This window comes from Vibrio azureus (assembly GCF_002849855.1).
Lineage (GTDB): Bacteria > Pseudomonadota > Gammaproteobacteria > Enterobacterales > Vibrionaceae > Vibrio > Vibrio azureus.
Genome location: NZ_CP018616.1, coordinates 1285113 through 1303773 on the forward strand (window position 1 = coordinate 1285113; position 18661 = coordinate 1303773).

Here is an 18661-nt window from a genome sequence, read left to right on the forward strand (position 1 = left end):
CAGCACCCTCGATTTTGTGTTGGAGGAATCTAAGAAGCCAGACTTTCTACGTAACGATACACGGATTTGAGAAGCGCGATTTTCTTGTCGTCACTTTCATGTTCATGAACTAGGTTTTCTAAATTTAGCATGTAATCTTCAATCTGGCTTTCGAAGATTTCTCGGCAATGCTGTGCCCAACGTCGCTGCTCTTGCTCGTCCAATGTATTGGCGTAGTGCCTTGCACGATAACGGAACAGCAGCGGTTTTATACGCTTATCAGCAAACTCAATATCGAGTGCCGCTAGGTTATTGGGATCGGTTTCGCGAATGATGTCCATGGCGGCACGATCGGCAGGAGAGAAGAAGCCATCATAGAGTTGTGTGTCTACATCATCGCTTTTGGCAAACTTTCGCTCGATTGAAAAGAGACGGATGAGTTTATCTCTAATTTCAGGGTTCTGGCGTAAAGTAGCAAGGTTACTTAGGCATTGCTGGCGATCAATACCAATGGACTCGGCGTTTTCTGCGGTGAGTGTTTTGGCCGGCGCTAAAATAGGGCACTTATTAAGGTGAACTAATTTGACAGGGACGGGTAACAAGTCACCAAGATCTTCTCGTTTTGTATAAAGGCGCTGTTGCAACTCATCAGCGGACAAGTCAAGTAAGGGCTGAGGATCCTTAGCGAGATCAACCGTGATCACCGCATTATTGTTAGTAGGATGCCACGCGATTGGAACGATCCAACTCGTATATTGGCATTCCCGGCCCAACATGCCAGATACATGCATAAGCGGAGTCATATTGACGATATCGATCAGCTCATTCAACTTACGTTTGTGACGCATAGAAAAGAAGTAGTCGAACAGCTTAGGTTGGGCCGCTTTAATCTTCTTGGCTAGTTCAATGGTCGCAACAACATCGGCCATCGCATCGTGTGCATTACTGTGTTCTATTCCATTCGCGACGGATAAATGTTCTAACTTAAAGCTGGTAAAGCCTTCATCGTTTTCAGGCCACTCGATGCCTTCAGGGCGTAATGCATGGCAGGCTCGCATAACATCAAGCAGATCCCAGCGTGAGTTGCCTTTTTGCCAACTCCAAGCATACGGGTCGATAAAGTTACGGTAGCAAGTATATCGTGTAACTTCATCATCAAAGCGAATGCTATTGTAACCAAGGCTGGTGGTGTTTGGTTTAGAAAGTTCAGCATGGATCTTTGCGATAAATTCCGGTTCAGGTAAGCCATCTTTTAATGCTTTCTGAGGCGTAATACCAGTAATCAGAGCAGCCTCTGGGGAAGGCAAGTAATCAGCAGGAGGTTGGCAATAGATCACCAGTGGTTCGCCAATGATGTTGAAATTTTCATCAGTACGCACACCAGCAAATTGGCTTGGACGATCTTTTGCTGGGCTGGTTCCCCAAGTCTCGTAATCAAAGAAGAAGAATGTAGGCTGTTCGGTATTGTTCATGGGTTTCCTTTTTTGTTCGCTATTCTTCAAAGCTTATCTTGTATATACCCAAGTAACCTCAAAGTGCTGCGTTCAGCGAGATGACCTTAGTTCTCAGGCGCGGCATCGATTCGAAGATATAACGGTTCTACATTGAGAATCGTTAACAAAGTCTCAGAGTTAGGGTCGCTGGCCCTTTGGGAGCCTTTCACTGAGCCGACTTCTTGCGTCAGACAACTCAAATTTTGTAAGTGCTGCGTCCCACTTTAAGTCAGACAACCAGAGCATCACAGACAAGCAGCTAAAAGCCACAACAAAACGAGCGGATATAGCGGCCCGACAGAACTGAATGACGGTGAAGGACTTATAGCAAAAATATCATCTAAAGAAAACATCACATTCAGAATTGGTGTCGATACAACGAAAAGAACAAACGTATTCTTGAAGGCAAGTATCTGATCCCCAGCCTCAGCCTAAAGAATGCAAGGTAAACCCACAAAAGAATACAAAGTTTAAAGCGGCAAGAGGTAAATCAGAAGTTGCTCTGAATCAAACACCTAAAGATCGTTAAGGTATAGAATACGGGTTTGTGATTGATAACGCATTTATCATTGCAAGTCACAGTCGAATCCTAGCTTGAACCTAGATTTGTACGAGTGAAACAAACATAACTTCTTGATTCAGACTGATTACATGCTAGATTTAACATATTGGCAGATTTTATGGTTTATATGGAAATAACAATGAAAAAAATCGCTATGCTACCCTTGATGTTTTTTATTTCTACCTCTGTTGCTGGTGGTGTGCTAAGCGGTTCAGAGGAAGGTCAATTATATAAAATTAACGAAAATTTTGATAAAGAATTCAAAGCGACAAATATTGAAAAGCTCACCAAAGATTACAATAAAACAAAATCAGAAAGCCGCAACTTAGAAGAGAAAATCGACGATTATAAGTCCTACATTATTGATGGTTCAGAGTTAATGCAAAGAGACCTTATGTCAGGTCAACCTAATGATGATTTGATAGAGTCTTTAAAGCAAAGCTCCTATTCTATAAAAATCCTCAATGATGAATTACAAATCAATCAAGCCAAATTTACGACTATTCATCAAGATATCGAAAAGTTAAAAGCATCAGTATTAAGTTTAGAGAAAAATAAAAATCAACAAATTCTAGATTTATATCGTGAGATTAAATCCAGGTTAATTAATGATTCTTCTATTGCCTATAGCCACAAAAGCGACGGAACCATCACATGTAATGCATCAGACAGTATTAGCCGTTGTGTAGAAAGGAATCTATCAGCAATGGAACAGGCGTTTTTACTCAAAATGGGCAATTCAAATGGACTTAAAGTTGAAGACTTTGAAGTGGTCAATGCTTCTTTGGACATGCAAGGGCACTTAAAATATGTGGCAAGCGCAAAATATACGAAGCCATTTACTACTGAAACCGATAAAGTTGTCCGTAAAGAACTGGGGCTGAATAAGCATTTCTTAGTCTTTAAGTCGAACAGTGAAAACACTAAGTACTACGTGAATAGTGATTTTGCGGGTGAAGGTAAAACTGTTGAATACAGGGGCACTTTTGTTGGTGTCATTGATATCGTTGCCGAAAATGGCTCAAAGCGAGAATCAATTAAAGCCACACCTTACACAGAAAATGAATACTACTTCAGTTTCTCTGGAGCGTCGAAAAACAAAACGGCGAGCAAGACCAGCACTTCTAAGGTGCAGGCTAGGAGCTCCAAGCAAGAAACTTTAACTAAACCGACGATTAAAACGCTCAAGGCACCTAAACCTCTCGCTCAAGTAACATCACAGAGTTCAGAAAAGTCTTCAGATAGACCTTTACCAGACTTCGATGCAATTAACTTTTCTCTCTTAACCAGTATTGGCGTGGATGAATCGGAGCTAGAATCACTGAAGGGGCCGACACACACGATTCTTTATCACGACAGTGAACACTTTTACGTGATGCCAGAAGAAGAGAAACAGAAACCTTTTAAAGCACCTTTGAAAAAAGCCATGGTTTACTGCAAAGATAAGCTTTATGCATCGTTAACCAATCTTGATGACCTTTGGAACTTAAATGACAAACGCATTTTACCTTCTGGGCTGTTTTGGTCTTCCCAAGATATGGGTAATAAAAACTCTGAACAGAAGCAGTTCATTTGTAAAGTGAAGAACATGTAATACCTTACAACACTGATACCAATCTCTGAGAACAAAGAAGCCGATAGAAAGTCTATCGGCTTCTTTTTTACTCAAGCGTAATGGGTGAAGTTAGGCGATTTGTTCTGTCTCGCTAGCCTTGTTTTCTTGTTGTTGCTCTGAAGGCTTAAGCATACGACTTACTATGGTTCCCGCGGTCATTGAGCCAGAAACATTCAATGCGGTACGAGCCATATCAATCAGTGGCTCAATTGATATAAGCAGTGCAGCAATGGTCACAGGTAGCCCCATGGCAGGCAGGACAATTAGAGCCGCAAAAGTCGCACCACCACCAATACCAGCGATACCAAATGAACTGATCATGATGATACCGACCAGTGATAACAAAAAGTGAATGTTTAATGGATCAATACCAACCGTTGGTGCCACCATTACTGCGAGCATGGCAGGGTAAATACCAGCACACCCATTTTGACCGATGGTCGCACCTAATGAAGCAGACAGATTAGCAATCGCTGGTGGTACATTGAGTTTATCAATTTGTGCCTCAACGTTAAGTGGAATAGTGGCAGCGGAGCTTCGTGATGTGAAGGCAAAAGTAAGAACTGGCCAAATCTTTTTGAAATAGCTCACTGGGTTCACACCAAAAAGAGAGACTAACAGCGCATGGATAACAAACATCAGTGCAATTGCCACGTATGAAGCAACGATGAAACTAAGTAAGTTCAAAATGTCAGCCATATTAGATGTCGCAACGACTTTCGCCATCAGAGCTGCAATACCATACGGCGTTAGCGCCATGATCATCTTGACCAGACGCATTACAATGGCTTGCGCTGAATTGACAAAGGTTTTGATAGGAGAGTAAAGCTCTTCCTGCTCTAACATGACTTTTCTTGCCGCTATCCCTGTGAGCACACCAAAAATAACCACAGCGATAATGGAAGTGGAGCGAGCACCAGTCAGATCCAAAAATGGGTTAGTCGGAATGAAGCTGATTAGCATTTGTGGAATGGTTAGATTGCTGACAGTATCTGCGCGAGTCTCTAAGGCGGCCATGCGAGCAGCTTCACGGGCACCTTCCGTTAATCCTTCAGCGGACAGACCAAACGTGGTCGCCACAAAAATACCGATAGCCGCGGAAATTCCTGTTGTAACAAGTAAAATGGCAACGGTAAGCCCTGAGATTTTTCCCAATGAACTGCCTTTCTCGAGTTTTACCACTGCCGCGATCATAGAAATCAGTACCAGTGGCATGATGATCATTTTTAACAAGCCGACATAGCCTTGGCCGACTATCGCAACCCATTGCAAGGTTTTTGCAATCATTGGGCTGCCTTCACCATGAAAAATTTGCAGGACAAAACCAAAAAGTGAACCGGTAATGAGGCCAAGTAAAACCAATCTAGAAAGCGAGTGTTGTTTCTGTTGTTGATAGAAAATAAACAAGATATTGGCAGCAAATAATGCCAATGAAAGGATAAGTGCAAGCTGCATAAGTAAACCCTATTAAACAAACCAAAAATAACTTAATCCATGCTTTGTTCAGATTGCGTACTGTTTATTGGGATTGTTGAGCAGCATAGGAAAGGTTTTATCTTAAGTTGTTATGCTTTGCTATCTCTTCAGTTCAGTAACGGCTCTGAGTACATGGAAGCCATTGCCGTAAGATACTCCCAAGCATATGGCATTTAAACGATAAAACACGCATTAGATAGAACTAAATCGAATATCATAGTTTTTTGCACTGCTATGGGGCATTCAGATTAAGTGATATCTGGTAACTAAAAACGCACCAAATCTCATGAATTGATTAATTTGAAACTTATTTTAAATAATAGATTAAATAAAGTGTTTTTATTAATGGAAATAATCTCTTTATATTTTTTATTTCAATGAAATTTAATTTAAATTATTGATTTTAAGTATTTTTTGTTGATTGGTGTTACTGAAATCTATAAAATTTTTCCTAAATCATTTAATTAATAATGAGCATGGAATGATAATGAAAAAAATAGTATTAACTTTGGCTGTTGCTTCAGCCTTCTCATCAGTCGCGGCACAAGCTAAAAGTGATTGGTACATTGGCGTGGATGTGTTGAATAGTAATTTAGATATCGAATCAAATTTTGATTTAGATTCTGCTACTGGAGTTGGTATTTCGGCGGGAAGAAATATTAAAGTTAATGATAATTTTTCGATTGATATTGAAGCCGAATATATTCATCTTGGCAACTTTACAAATGATAATGGAGCTTATTGTTATTCAAATTACAATTATGTGCGTTGTAGCTCGGATGTGGACATGGATGCATTTAATCTAAATGTGAAGCCTAAATATCATTTTAATGGGAGTGGTTTATACTTGGGGGCGATCGCTGGACTTACAAGTATGACAGCAGATGGTATTGTTTATAGTCATTCAGTAGGTTATACGAATAGCTACTATACAGCAAATAATGTTGAAGGTTTTGGGTATAACTATGGTCTTGAACTTGGTTACGAGTTTAACACAAAAGTTATTATATCAGTTGGTTACCGCGTTGCATCCGTAGATTTTGATGTTAAACCTAGTTTGTTCCGCACTAAAAAGTCCGTTAACTTTGAAACCCAAAGTGCTTATATTGGTTTAGATTACAAATTTTAAAATCAAATAACCAGCTTTTAAATGACAGCAGATATCTGCTGTCACTTTTTTACTCACCCCAACTTAGTTTTTAAACTGTGGGAGAGGGCTCAATACTTAAACAAGAGTCAGTGTCAAAGAGATTTCTGTGCCAGCAAAAAGGCGTGAAATAGGACACTTTTCTTTTGCTACTGCACCAAGCTCTTGTAACAGTGCGTCCTCTAAGCCTTCAGCAGAGACTTTGGAATCAAGCTCAATGTGAGTGATCTTTGGACCATCTTCTTCACCTAAGTGAACTTTCGCTTGTGTATTAATGGTTGGGTTGAGGCCTTTTTCTGACAATAAAGCCGAAAGAAACATTGAGTAACAGCCGGCGTGAGCTGCACCTACTAACTCTTCTGGATTAGTCCCTGGGCCTGTTTCAAAACGAGAAGCAAAGGTAAATGGACCTTCAACTTCGCCGTATTGCATGACGCCTTTGCCTGATTTTAATGTTCCTTGCCATAATGCATTCGCTTGTTGTACTGACATGATTTTTCCTCAATTTATAGTTTTAAGCTTTAATGGCTATGCATAGAATTTAGCATTGCATACTTAGGGGTTCTTCAAATGGCCCTAACAATAACGTTTGTTATCATTATTAATGACAATAACAGTTATCTACCTATTAGTAAATAGCTTGGGTTGGGTTAAACGAAAGTGAGCGGCAGTATTGTCAATTTCGTCTACTGATGACGTTTTAAGTTAGTAATGGCGATTTTAATTTATAGTGATAAAATCAATGGCTTGAGATTTTTATGATATAAATTATCTTAAATGATTATTTGAAAGACATAGCTGAGGCTAATTTGGGCCATCTAATCTAATGAACTAAGTTTGGGTGGTAAACCATGATGGCGCTCTTAAAGTCTCCAAAAACTATTCGTTTTCAATACACTCTATTGGCACTTCTGTTTTTATTAATATTGACTGGTTGTAATGATGAATGGTTAAAGGCATTAACTTCTAACTCAAGCACTCAATCTAATGCATCTAATGGCGACCCACAGGTTACGGAAAACCCTAAAGTTGAGTATGCTGTAACATTAGAGCGTATTGCTATTAATGCTTCCTTCTCTCGAATTAAAGGCACGAGCTCTCTGAAGTTAAATAAAAATCACAAACAAGCTTTTGCTGCGACGGGTTATTATTCTGATGGGTCCACAAAGGTCATTACAGATGAACTAAAAACGAGCTCTTGGCGCTCTAGTGATCCAGAAGTCGCTTTTTTTTCCGAATCAGGCTTATTAGTGGCTGGTGAAGAGGCTGGAGAAGTTAGTATTAGTGCATTTAATGGTAATATCACCAGTAATAGCGTGTTGGTGGAAGTCACCGAAGCGGTAATAAACTCGATCGCAGTGACCCCGGCGAGTGTGTCGATTGCGCAGGGACAAACACAGCGACTGACGGCGACTGCGACCTATAGCGATAACACTTCCGCCGATATCAGTGATTCAGTCACGTGGCGCTCGGATGATTTGACGACTGCCACCGTGACGTCAGATGGTCTTCTGACTGGTGTAGCGCGAGGCACTACCACACTTAGCGCATTTAAAGACAACGTGACCAGTAATAGCGTGTCAGTGGACGTAACCGATGCGGTGATCGATTCGATCGCAGTCACTCCTGCGAGTGTGTTGATTGCCAAAGGAATGACGCAGCAACTTACGGCGACTGCGATCTACAGCGATAACACTTCTTCCGATATCAGTGATTCAGTCACGTGGCGCTCGGATGATTTGACGACTGCCACCGTGACGTCAGGTGGCCTTCTGACTGGTGTAGCGCGAGGCACAGCGACACTCAGCGCATTTAAAGACAACGTGACCAGTAATAGCGTGTTGGTAGACGTAACCAATGCGGTGATCGATTCGATTGTAGTTACTCCTGCGAGTGGGTCACTTGCCAAAGGACAGACGAAGCAACTGACGGCGACCGCGACTTACAGCGATAATACTTCTTCTAATATCACAGACTTGGTCACGTGGCGTTCGGATGATTTGACGACTGCCACCGTGACGTCAGATGGCCTTCTGACTGGTGTAGCGCGAGGCACTACCACACTCAGTGCATTTAAAGACAATGTGACCAGTAATGACGTATCAGTGGACGTGACCGATGCAGTGATAGACTCGATAGCAGTGACTCCGGCGAGTATGTTGCTTGCCAAAGGAGTGACGCAGCAACTGATGGCAACCGCGACTTACAGCGATAACACTTCCTCTGATATCAGTAACTTGGTCACGTGGCGCTCTGGCGGTTTGACCGTAGCAAGTGTCGCGCCAAATGGACTTTTAACGGCAGAAGGTAAGGGTAGAGTTACACTCAGCGCATTTAAAGACAACGTGACCAGTAATAACGTATCAGTGGACGTGACCGATGCAGTGATAGACTCGATAACAGTGACTCCGGCGAGTATGTTGCTTGCCAAAGGAGTGACGCAGCAACTGACGGCAACCGCTACCTACAGCGATAATACTTCGACTGATATCAGTGGCTTTGTCACATGGCGCTCAGACGATGTGACAGTAGCAAGTGTCACACCAGATGGACTTTTAACGACAGAAGATAAAGGTACTGTTATGCTTAGCGCTGTAAAAGACAACGTGACCAGTAATCGTGTGTCGGTGGAAGTAACCAATGCAGTGATTGATTCGCTCGCAATTACTCCGGCAAGTGTGTTGCTTGCCAAAGGACAGACGAAGCAACTGACAGCAACCGCGACTTACAGCGATAATACTTCCTCTGATGTCAGTGACTTAGTTACATGGTACTCAGACGATGTGACCATCGCAAGTGTCACGCCAAATGGACTCTTAAATGCAGAAGGTAAGGGTACCGTTAGACTCAGCGCAATGAAAGACAACGTGACCAGTAATAGCGTGTCGGTGGACGTGACCGATGCAGCGATTGACTCAATTGCGGTGACCCCGGTGAGCGTATCGATTGCCAAAGGACTGTCGCAGCAACTGACGGCAACCGCGACCTACAGCGATAATACTTCCTCTGATATCAGTCACTTGGTCACGTGGAGATCGGACGATGTAACCGTCGCAAGTGTCACACCAAATGGACTCTTAACGGCAGAAGATAAGGGTATTGTTACACTCAGCGCATTTAAAGGCAACGTGGCCAGTAATAGTGTGTCGGTAGACGTAACGGCGGCGTTGCTCAACTCGATAACAGTGACTCCGGCGAGTGTGTCGATTACTGAGGGACATACGCAGCAGCTGACGGCAATGGCCACTTACAGCGATAATACTTCTTCTGATATCAGTAATATGGTCACATGGAGTGTGAATAACTCGCTGGCCACCGTGACATCAAATGGTCTACTGACTGCTGTAAGGAGCGGCCCTGTCATAGTCAGTGCGTTCAAAGGTGATGTGACCAGTAACAGTGTGACAGTACAAGTGAAATCATGTAGCTCAGTTGGTGGAACTTGTGTTAATGGTTTTGTTTTTAATGGTAAAATATTGACCAATTCACCTTCAAAAAGCTTTTTAGAGAGTATCGGTCTGATTTATCCTAGCGGCCTTAATGGTAATTATATAATAGACCATTCATCACGTCCTAATCAGTCACCGAGTGGAGACTTTTTGTATGTCGGTTGGAATAAGGCCGATGAGTTATGTCGGGTTCATTACAACAATAAAAAGATAAAAGGTCGCACCAATTGGCGTTTACCAACAAGAAATGAATTGTTGGATTTACACAATACACATGGCAACATGTATAATTCAGCTAAGTGGCCAAAATATGTAGAATATTGGACTTCAAACTCAGCCCCACCACCTGGATTTTATTCTTATGTTTATCTTGATGGTTCTGGTCGATCTGATGCTGGCCATAAAGATGATAAGCGTTATGTTTCCTGTGTTTCAGATTAAGTCAGTTGATATATTCAGTGAATATTAAGTCCGGGGCAGCTTTATTTCGCTGCCCCGTTTGTTATTTGAGTAGCCGCAAATAAAGTTTCCGTAAATTCTGTTAAGATTTTTATGCATCCAGTGATATCTTACGATAAGAATTATACTTTTCTTCAGTTCATAAGTGCGATCGCACTAACAACAATTCCTTTTACAATTGAGTAACATACTCTGTGCTATTAAGGAGTAACGCATGACGAAACCTCTCTTTTGCCAATCATTTTTAACTGACACTTTAGCCGTTGACACTGATGTCGTACCTGTAGAGAAGACTCTGCCAAACGGAGTCAAGCTGAGACTTCATCAACGAGGTGTGTTGGAAGTTATCCCTGCAAATATCAACCATAAAACTAAGAATATTATTCTTTCATGTGGTGTCCATGGGGATGAAACTGCACCAATGGAGTTGATTGATTCGATAGTCACTGACATTGAGTCTGGCTTTCAGCATTTACATGCGCGGTGTTTGTTTATTATTGCTCACCCACATGCGACACTTGCTCACACTCGCTTTCTTGACGTTAATCTCAATCGATTGTTCGATGATAAAGTTCACGAACCAAGCCAAGAGCTGGATATTGCCAATAATTTAAAGTCCTTGGTTACAGAGTTTTATTCCGGTACGAATCCTCAATCTCGCTGGCATTTAGACCTGCATTGTGCCATTCGGGGATCGAAGCATTACACCTTTGCTGTCAGCCCCAAAACGCGCCATTTAGTAAGAAGTCATGATTTAATTGATTTTATTGATGGTTCGCACATCGAAGCCTTGCTCCTGTCTAACTCACCATCCAGCACATTCAGTTGGTTCAGTGCTGAGAAATTTGAGGCACAAGCATTAACAATGGAACTTGGACGCGTGGAACGGATTGGACATAATGATCTCGATCGATTAGCCGCATTTGATTTAACTCTGCGTAACTTAATAGCCTCTGCGAAAAGTGAACATATTTCTAAGCCCTGTATTAAATATCGAGTCAGTCGAACGATAGTACGTATGCATGAAGACTTTGATTTTATGTTTGATGATGATGTCGAAAATTTCACGGCATTTGTTCATGGTGAAGTGTTTGGTCATGATGGAGATAAGCCACTTATGGCAAAAAATGATCATGAGGCGATTGTTTTCCCAAATCGATATGTCGCAATTGGTCAACGAGCAGCGCTTATGGTGTGTGAAGTAAAAACACGCTTCGAACAGGGCCAATTAGTGTATGACTAAGGGAGGCACTTCGGGTAAAGTAGGCGGATTAGCTCATTAGCAAATAAACAAGGCTTAACGGAATGTTAAGCCTTGTTTATATTAATCGGATATTATGGAACTTCATCAACTTATCCAACAAAAAGCACGGCGATGGCAGCGTAATTTGGTGTTCATGGCTGTTATATTATTGGTGCTTGCTGCGGTACATTTAATGGTCGGGGAGATCTTACTCACTCCTTTTAAAACCTTATCAATGTTTGAACAGAAGCTCTTGTGGGATTTGCGCTTACCTCGTTTGATTTCTGCTGCAGTGATTGGGGCGGCATTAGCTGTCTCTGGGGCGACACTCCAGGTGCTGTTAGGCAACCCTTTAGCCGAGCCCGGTGTACTGGGTATATCAGGTGGAGCAAGCTTGGCAATGGTGGTGGTGATGTTTGCCTTGCCAGTAGAGCCTTCAGCTATGGCGTTTATGATTTCGGCCATATTGGGTGCCATGGCATTTACGCTTATCCTTGTTGGTATGGCAAGGGCTCTTTATCTATCAACAGCTCGCTTGCTGCTGGTTGGTCTTGCCTTGGGGATTTTTTCCAGTGCTATCGTTACATGGGCATTTTATTTCAGTGACTCGCTTAACCTTCGTCAATTGATGTATTGGTTGATGGGCAGTATCAGTGGCTCAAGTTGGTCTCAACATTGGGTCTCACTACTCATAGTCCCCGTATTAGTCTGGCTGTGCTGCCAAGGAAAATTACTTGATAAACTCATGCTTGGTGAAGTGCACGCGACACAATTGGGAGTTAATGTGCATGAAATGCGCTGGAAGCTGATCCTCGCGATAGCCATTTTGGTTGGTGGTGCAGTCTCGCTTGGAGGGATTATTAGCTTCGTTGGTCTGGTCGTGCCACATTTATTACGTTTGGCTTTTGGGACTGAAAATCGATACCTATTGCCACTTTCTGCACTTTGCGGAGCTGGACTACTGGTTTTTGCCGATATTAATGCTCGGCTATGGTTGGATTCAGCGGAATTGCCTCTGGGGGTGATGACCACCACTATAGGTGTGCCGATTTTTATTTGGATACTGGTGAAAAAGCATGATCAACATTAATGATATCTCGGTTGATCGCCGTTTGTCTCCGACTTCTTTTACATGCAAAGCAGGTGAATTGATCCATGTGATTGGCCCTAATGGTTCAGGGAAAAGTACCTTGTTATCCGCCATTGCAGGAGTATTGGGTCAAAGTACAAAAGTGACTGGCTCCGTTCTGATTAACGAAGTAGATGTATTGTCTTTAGCCTTAGACGAGCAAGCTTGTCAGCGTGGTTTTCTATCGCAACAATCGAAACCTGCTTTTAATATTGATGTTTTTCAGTACCTTGCTCTTTCTTTACCTAATGGGCTCGATCTCACTGACAGCAACATTATTGAAGCAGTAGATACGGTGTTAAATTTGGTTCAATTACGAGACAAGCTGCATCAAAGTATTCAAGCTTTATCTGGAGGAGAGTGGCAAAGAGTTCGACTTGCAGGTGTTTGTTTGCAAGTTTGGCGCACTATTAACCCTGATTCTAAATTACTGTTGCTCGATGAACCTGCAGCCTCACTAGATATTGCTCAAGATCACTCTCTTTATCGATTAATTGACACAGTTGTAAAGCAAGGGATCACGGTGATCGTAGCAAACCATGATCTTAATCGAACCTTGAATCATGCTGATAAAGTCGCATTGTTGAGTAATGGGGTACTACAAATCTATGCAGAAACAGAACAAGTGATGACGCCTGAGTGGCTCAGCAGTGCTTTTAATACCGAGGTAAGAAAAGTGCAGTTAGATGATCGCCAGCTGTTATTGTTTGATTAGTTAGGGTGTAAGCGGAGATACATTAATAACAGAAACGACTCAGAGTCTGTCGTTTCTGTTTTACCGATACTGTTTTTACTAGGATCGTTATGTTGATTACTGCGTTAATGGCTTAAGGTCAGCGGGTCGATAGTAAACGGACTTTAGGACTTTCCCTTTACGAACCGTTTTACCCTCTGCAACAAAATCTTCGGCACACTTGGCAATGATGTATTCACCTTTTGGTACTGCCATAAGCTTGATGCCTTGGTCAGCGTAAAACTGTTCTGTTTCCGTGTACTCTTTCTCATTGCGACATACTTTGCTCATATTGCTGGAGTGTACTTCGTCCCAACAAGGGATAAAGTTGATGCCACGGTTTACTGCAACATTCAGTAATAGATCAATTAGGTAGCTGATTGCTAAGTTATCTGAGACTTGGCTGTGTCCAAGGTGGACTAAGCGGCCCATTAGAACGTACACACTGTCAACAATGGCGTCGGCTTGCTCTGTTTTGCAGTCAGCTTCGGCAAGTTCGGTCAGTTCTTCAATCGCCAGTGAGGTATGCAGCGTATCTGCTTGAGCGTCGAGGCTAGCTGGATCATCAACAGGCAGATCGAATGTACTACGGAATTCAGTGATGTCACGGTATAGGTGATCAAAAATGTCTTGAGTGAGCTTTGACAGTTGCATTGTACTTTCCAAGGAATCGATTAAGACCATCATAATAGCAAACCGACCTGTGAAGCCCAATAGGAGGAGTTCTATTTGCTCAGAAATTTACCTGTGAGCATTTAATTGAATGAAATGCCACATAATTAAGTGACACGCTCCCAAAGGGCGAGTGACCTTAACTCTCAGACTTTGTTAACGATTCTCAATGTATATCTACGAATCGTTGCCGCGCCTGAGAGCTAAGGTCATCTCGCTGAACGCAGCATCTTGAGGTTACTTGGGTATATTATATATTGATTTGTACTCTATCATTATTGGCAGGAAACTTTTATTTTTATAAATATTTATTTTGATGATCTAAATAATTACGATTAATATTGATATTTTACAGTATGATTACTTTCGTAAGATAACAAAATTGTTAATAAAGGAAAGTAATATGGTCATGCCAAACAGTATTCAAAGCACTGCAGTTAATACGCAATCATCTCAAGCTGAACAAAAGCCAAGTGAAGGAAAATTGGGTGAAAAAGCCGCACAACATATCCTAACTGATTCAAAAGCATTAGAAACAGCATCAAAGACTGATGTTGAGGCAAACTCAACACTTAAATTTAAAGAAGCTAAAGTCGTTCAATCTGAAGGCGGTGCCTCTGTAGTAGTTCGACAAAACTCTGAATCAGAGCAATTATATGTTCGCCCTAAATCTTATAGAGATGCATTGCTTACCAACCTTGTTAATAGTGACGGTGTAGCAGCAACTAATGCTATAAGTGAGAATCTGTCAACAGGAGTGAATAGCAGCCCACTCATCAAGCACTCCTTGCTTAATCCAGAAACTCCTATAGGGAAGCTTTCTATGCTGGGCTCTCATGATGCTGGCACATTTGCGTTTAGCAGGAAAGAATCTGGGTTAGGTAGCCTAGGCTCTTTTGTACCTGGTCAGTTTAAAACACAAAATCTAAACTTAGTTCAGCAAGCCGAAGCGGGGGCGACATATTTTGACATCAGAGTTACTTTATCAAAAAGTAGTGGAAAGCATGAGTTTTTTCATGATATTAGCTCCGCAGGTGACGCAGAAAAACATGTTAAGGATTTGCTGCAACATGCTGTAAATGACAGTGATAATATCTACTTACTCAAGTTTGATCTAAAAAAAGGAGGCTCTGATTTCCTTGAAAAGGTATTGACAGAAGATGTGAATTCTCACCTTATAAAAAAAGATAATGACAAAAATATTGCTGAATTGAAGTTATCAGATACTTTACATAAAGGAAAAAATATTGGGTTAATGTTTAAAGCTCCTGGAGATGACGATGATTTCAGTTATAAACAAGAAACGCATACTAAATGGGCTGATAAAAATAATGTAAAGGACACAGTAGATTTCTTGAAAGAATTTCACCAGGAAAGTATGGTGTCTGGCAACAAGCTCAATATTATGCAAACCAATATGCCAGGAAAAGGAACAGAAAGTGTTAAACCACTTGTGACTCGTGGAGCAGAAGAGTTAGCTAATACAGTGAAAGACTTACCGCCAGGTATTATTAGTGGTGACTATATTGGTTTAGAAGAAGGCCCATATGGAAGTTACATTGATATTATAAATACCAATAATGATAACTTAATAAATAAACCGAAAGGGTTTATGACAAAAATATAATAAAGAAATAAAATTACTGACACTAATTTCAATAATTTAAAGTAAAATAATACTGGGCAATGGTAAGATTTATTAGCACTTTGCTCAGTATTTTTTGACATATAAAAAGCATCTTTTTGTCAAGAGCTGTATCATCTCAAGGTGTTCTATTCAAAGAGGCGATGTTTGGTCGCCTCTTTGGTAGCCAATTAACCTTAGCTAAGTAAATTTTAACTAAACAAATAAGGGAAAAGCTTTTTACGTTCTTGCTCAGATAGAGCAGAGACACGAGCAATGTTTGTATCTGGAATGGATTCTGGATTTGGGTAATGCTTCAGCACTCTTTCCATACTTTCTTCACGAATAAGATGAAAGATAGGGTATGGAGAGCGATTGGTTAGGTTTTCGGCATCTTCTGGCTCAGTGCCACCAAAACAATAATTGGGATGAAAAGTTGCAACTTGATACACTCCTTCCCAGTTTTTCTGTTTAATTAAACTTTCAACCCAATCTATGAACAAATTATAATCCCAAAAATCTTCCAGCATGTTCGGTACGACGACCAAGGTTGTTTCGAGTGATTCAGGATCTGTGTTATCCAGTTCATGCAGTTGCAAAAGAATGTCTTCTAGTAAGGCTTCTTCTTTGTTTGCTTGACTGATAAACGTTTTAATTTGTTTATTTCGTTGCGGTTTAGCGGCGAAAGGGCATAGGTTTAAACCGATCACAACCTCTTCAAGCCATGTGGTGACTTGTTCAGTGATGGCATCCGTGGTTGTATTACCGCTAGTTGAGGTAGGGTTGTTCGAGCTTGACGACATACAATAAGTTATAGTTTGATGAATGTATGACAAGCATAACAGAGTTAGATTCTCTGTGCCCATTGCTCGTCACTGATTCGTTATTGGAAAGCTGTTGTTACCTGAGATTGATGGGTGTGTTTTAAAAATCTCAGAGCAACAAACATGGCTAGATATAAGCATGAACCGCCGATTGCGACGCTAGACCATCCACCGTGCTGCCAACAATACAGTAGTAAAAAACCTCCGAGGCTGCCACCAGTGTAATAGTGAACCAAATACAGTGCGGTGGCCGTTGCTTTAGCGTGAGTAGCATTTTGACCGACCCATGCATATGCAAGAGTATGAGTGAAAAAAGATCCAAAGCTGATCAACACTAATGCAAGCAAGATAAAGCTTAAACGATCGATGGCTGCTATCCACATACCAGCAAAACTAATGCTGGTGCCAATGCACATACCTAATATCGGCGAATAGACTTTACTCCAGTATCCCGCACATCGAGATGAAAGGGTGCCACCCAAATAACATAGGAAAATCAAAGATGCTAATCCAACTGGCACGTTATGTGGGGCACTAACAAGTCGAAAACCCATCACAGAGTAGAGGTTAACGAACAAGGCAAAATTCAAACTGCCTACAAGCATCGCAATCCATATCTTTTTATTTCTCAGATGTTTTACAATTGCTCGATTGTGGTGTCTGATACTGCATGATGAACGAGTAAAATGTCGCTGATCCGGCAACCAATAATATACGGCAATCACACCAATCAGTGTCGCGAACATGACGACTTCTATAGCAGTATTGACATCAAAGTGTTCTGCTAATTGCCCACCTACGATTCGACCAGCAATGCCGCCAAGAGAATTAGCTGCAATGTAGGAACCAATAGCCATAGAGAAAGCTTGCTTATCTAATTCTTCTGCCATGTAGGCTACTGCTACCGCTACGAATGCAGAGAGAGCAACCCCTAATAAGGCTCGACAAAACACTAAGAAGAGAAAAGAGTGGCCGAATAACATTAAGGTTGAAATGGTTGGAATAGCGAATAACCCAAACATCATGACCGGTTTTCGCCCAAGAGATTCAGATAAAATTGCCATGGGCACTAAACCAAAAGAAAGTGCAAGGGTGGTGGAGGCAAACAACCAGTTAACCTGAGTTTCGGAAATGGCAAATTGAGCCGCAAAGCTTGGCAGCATGGATTGCAACAGATATAAATTTACGAATACTAAAAATGCGCCAAGAGCGAGAACACGAGTGGTACGTTTATATTCTGAAGTGCCGAATGCGATCATGATTTTGCCTAATGCTGGAAAGCGGTTTCAATAAAACGTGATCAATCTATCATTTAAACCGTGATTAATAAAATATATTAAAAATATGGTCACGATAAATTTTTGATCTTATGGAATCGAAGCAACTCAGGCACTTTCTCGCAGTCGCACAACATGGCAACTTCACTTATGCTGCTAAAGCTCTATACATTGCTCAGCCTGCACTAAGTGTCTCTATCAAGAAGTTTGAACAATCATTGGGTGTCACCTTATTTCGCCGGAATGATAAAGCGGTCACATTGACTCAAGAGGGCGAAGTTTTACTTGTGCATGCCCAGCGAGTGATTGAGCAGCTTCGTGATGCCCAGCTTGCGATTGATGAGTTAAAAGGGTTGACCAAGGGAGAAGTACGGTTGGGGACACCATCTATGATGGGGAGTTACTTTTTCCCTAACATTATTATGGCTTTTAAGAGCCAATATCCTGAACTCAAGTTAACGTTGGTTGAAGCGGGTACTCAATCTATTCGCGAGATGCTACTTAATGGTGAGCTCGATATTGGCGTGATCAGTAGTACCGAAGAATCCGATGATCTTGAAAGTGACCATTTATTTTCTAGTCAGATGGTTGCTGCTGTCGGAGCAGGGCATGATCTAGCAAAACAGGAAAGCATCACCTTTGAGGCGTTTTTCGATCATGAACTGGTTTTATTTCAACATGGTTACTTTCATCGTGAGTTTTTAGAGCAAATCCAACAAGCAAAAGGGTTTGAAATGAGATCGGCGTTTGAAACGAATTTACTGCCTTTGATTTTGAGCATTATCAAGCAAGAATTTGCCATTACGGCTTTGCTTAAGCTAGTCACGCAAAACGAACCAGATATCGTTGGTATTCCTTTTGAACCTCCAGTCAACTTAGACCTTGCACTAGCTTGGAAAAAAAACGGCTATTTGTCGATTGCTGATCGCACGTTTATTGACTTTGTGAAGCGCTTTGTTTGAACGGATTCTCAAGCGTG

14 protein-coding genes are annotated in these 18661 nt (G+C 41.5%); 8 read left to right on the forward strand and 6 right to left on the reverse strand.

From position 1 onward, the window contains the following. Positions 1-29 precede the first annotated feature (29 nt). On the reverse strand, positions 30-1451 hold the full coding sequence (sbcB, locus tag BS333_RS05925) for an exodeoxyribonuclease I (RefSeq protein WP_021708028.1): 1422 nt from the start codon (positions 1449-1451) through the stop codon (positions 30-32). A 722-nt stretch (positions 1452-2173) separates the two neighbouring features. Here sbcB and BS333_RS05935 point away from each other — a divergent pair. Then, entirely contained in the window at positions 2174-3628 is a 1455-nt protein-coding gene (locus BS333_RS05935) for a hypothetical protein (RefSeq protein ID WP_033003140.1), read from the forward strand. Between the two features lie 90 nt (positions 3629-3718). On the opposite strand, the gene BS333_RS05940 is transcribed toward BS333_RS05935, so the two are convergent. Further along, positions 3719-5104, reverse strand: coding sequence for an L-cystine transporter (locus BS333_RS05940; protein WP_021708030.1), 1386 nt, complete (start codon positions 5102-5104; stop codon positions 3719-3721). 508 nt (positions 5105-5612) lie between these two features. Here BS333_RS05940 and BS333_RS05945 point away from each other — a divergent pair. Beyond that, a complete protein-coding gene (locus BS333_RS05945) occupies positions 5613-6254 on the forward strand; it encodes an outer membrane beta-barrel protein (protein WP_033003142.1) in 642 nt (213 codons plus the stop codon). A 96-nt stretch (positions 6255-6350) separates the two neighbouring features. Here BS333_RS05945 and BS333_RS05950 read toward each other — a convergent pair whose 3' ends face one another. Continuing rightward, on the reverse strand, positions 6351-6764 hold the full coding sequence (locus BS333_RS05950; RefSeq protein ID WP_021708032.1) for an OsmC family peroxiredoxin: 414 nt from the start codon (positions 6762-6764) through the stop codon (positions 6351-6353). A 359-nt stretch (positions 6765-7123) separates the two neighbouring features. On the opposite strand from BS333_RS05950, the gene BS333_RS05955 reads away from it, so the two are divergent. From BS333_RS05955 to btuD, 4 genes are all read left to right on the forward strand, one after another. Further along, on the forward strand, positions 7124-10162 hold the full coding sequence (locus tag BS333_RS05955; RefSeq protein WP_050567956.1) for an Ig-like domain-containing protein: 3039 nt from the start codon (positions 7124-7126) through the stop codon (positions 10160-10162). A 232-nt stretch (positions 10163-10394) separates the two neighbouring features. Next, positions 10395-11423 carry a succinylglutamate desuccinylase gene (locus BS333_RS05960; RefSeq protein ID WP_021708035.1) on the forward strand — a complete coding sequence of 343 codons (1029 nt, stop codon included), beginning with the start codon at positions 10395-10397 and terminating at the stop codon, positions 11421-11423. A gap of 94 nt (positions 11424-11517) precedes the next feature. Next, positions 11518-12513: a vitamin B12 ABC transporter permease BtuC gene (gene btuC, locus BS333_RS05965; RefSeq protein WP_021708036.1), complete on the forward strand. Its 996-nt coding sequence runs from the start codon at positions 11518-11520 to the stop codon at positions 12511-12513. Beyond that, positions 12500-13267, forward strand: a complete 768-nt coding sequence (btuD, locus tag BS333_RS05970) for a vitamin B12 ABC transporter ATP-binding protein BtuD (RefSeq protein WP_021708037.1) — start codon at positions 12500-12502, stop codon at positions 13265-13267. Before btuC ends, btuD begins: the two co-directional genes overlap by 14 nt. 96 nt (positions 13268-13363) lie before the next feature. Here btuD and BS333_RS05975 read toward each other — a convergent pair whose 3' ends face one another. Then, positions 13364-13939, reverse strand: a complete 576-nt coding sequence (locus tag BS333_RS05975) for a nucleoside triphosphate pyrophosphohydrolase family protein (RefSeq protein ID WP_021708038.1) — start codon at positions 13937-13939, stop codon at positions 13364-13366. A gap of 421 nt (positions 13940-14360) precedes the next feature. Here BS333_RS05975 and BS333_RS05980 point away from each other — a divergent pair, with 421 nt between their 5' ends. Further along, the gene (locus BS333_RS05980) at positions 14361-15584 is read left to right on the forward strand and encodes a PI-PLC domain-containing protein (RefSeq protein WP_021708039.1); all 1224 of its coding nucleotides are present in this window, start codon (positions 14361-14363) and stop codon (positions 15582-15584) included. A gap of 209 nt (positions 15585-15793) precedes the next feature. Here the strand turns inward: BS333_RS05980 and BS333_RS05985 are convergent, their stop codons facing one another. Further along, the gene (locus BS333_RS05985) at positions 15794-16384 is read right to left on the reverse strand and encodes a DUF1415 domain-containing protein (RefSeq protein WP_033003154.1); all 591 of its coding nucleotides are present in this window, start codon (positions 16382-16384) and stop codon (positions 15794-15796) included. Positions 16385-16464: 80 nt separating this feature from the next. Continuing rightward, entirely contained in the window at positions 16465-17664 is a 1200-nt protein-coding gene (locus BS333_RS05990; RefSeq protein WP_021708041.1) for an MFS transporter, read from the reverse strand. Between the two features lie 110 nt (positions 17665-17774). Between BS333_RS05990 and BS333_RS05995 the strand changes: the two genes are divergently transcribed. Next, positions 17775-18644 carry a LysR family transcriptional regulator gene (locus BS333_RS05995; protein WP_021708042.1) on the forward strand — a complete coding sequence of 290 codons (870 nt, stop codon included), beginning with the start codon at positions 17775-17777 and terminating at the stop codon, positions 18642-18644. Positions 18645-18661: the final 17 nt, after the last annotated feature.

What these genes read in the sequence shown, in the direction of transcription:
- sbcB (WP_021708028.1), bottom strand. Translation starts at nt 1,451, where the DNA reads ATGAACAATACCGAACAGCCTACATTCTTCTTCTTTGATTACGAGACT.
- BS333_RS05935 (WP_033003140.1), top strand. Translation starts at nt 2,174, where the DNA reads ATGAAAAAAATCGCTATGCTACCCTTGATGTTTTTTATTTCTACCTCT.
- BS333_RS05940 (WP_021708030.1), bottom strand. Translation starts at nt 5,104, where the DNA reads ATGCAGCTTGCACTTATCCTTTCATTGGCATTATTTGCTGCCAATATC.
- BS333_RS05945 (WP_033003142.1), top strand. Translation starts at nt 5,613, where the DNA reads ATGAAAAAAATAGTATTAACTTTGGCTGTTGCTTCAGCCTTCTCATCA.
- BS333_RS05950 (WP_021708032.1), bottom strand. Translation starts at nt 6,764, where the DNA reads ATGTCAGTACAACAAGCGAATGCATTATGGCAAGGAACATTAAAATCA.
- BS333_RS05955 (WP_050567956.1), top strand. Translation starts at nt 7,124, where the DNA reads ATGATGGCGCTCTTAAAGTCTCCAAAAACTATTCGTTTTCAATACACT.
- BS333_RS05960 (WP_021708035.1), top strand. Translation starts at nt 10,395, where the DNA reads ATGACGAAACCTCTCTTTTGCCAATCATTTTTAACTGACACTTTAGCC.
- btuC (WP_021708036.1), top strand. Translation starts at nt 11,518, where the DNA reads ATGGAACTTCATCAACTTATCCAACAAAAAGCACGGCGATGGCAGCGT.
- btuD (WP_021708037.1), top strand. Translation starts at nt 12,500, where the DNA reads ATGATCAACATTAATGATATCTCGGTTGATCGCCGTTTGTCTCCGACT.
- BS333_RS05975 (WP_021708038.1), bottom strand. Translation starts at nt 13,939, where the DNA reads ATGCAACTGTCAAAGCTCACTCAAGACATTTTTGATCACCTATACCGT.
- BS333_RS05980 (WP_021708039.1), top strand. Translation starts at nt 14,361, where the DNA reads ATGGTCATGCCAAACAGTATTCAAAGCACTGCAGTTAATACGCAATCA.
- BS333_RS05985 (WP_033003154.1), bottom strand. Translation starts at nt 16,384, where the DNA reads ATGTCGTCAAGCTCGAACAACCCTACCTCAACTAGCGGTAATACAACC.
- BS333_RS05990 (WP_021708041.1), bottom strand. Translation starts at nt 17,664, where the DNA reads ATGATCGCATTCGGCACTTCAGAATATAAACGTACCACTCGTGTTCTC.
- BS333_RS05995 (WP_021708042.1), top strand. Translation starts at nt 17,775, where the DNA reads ATGGAATCGAAGCAACTCAGGCACTTTCTCGCAGTCGCACAACATGGC.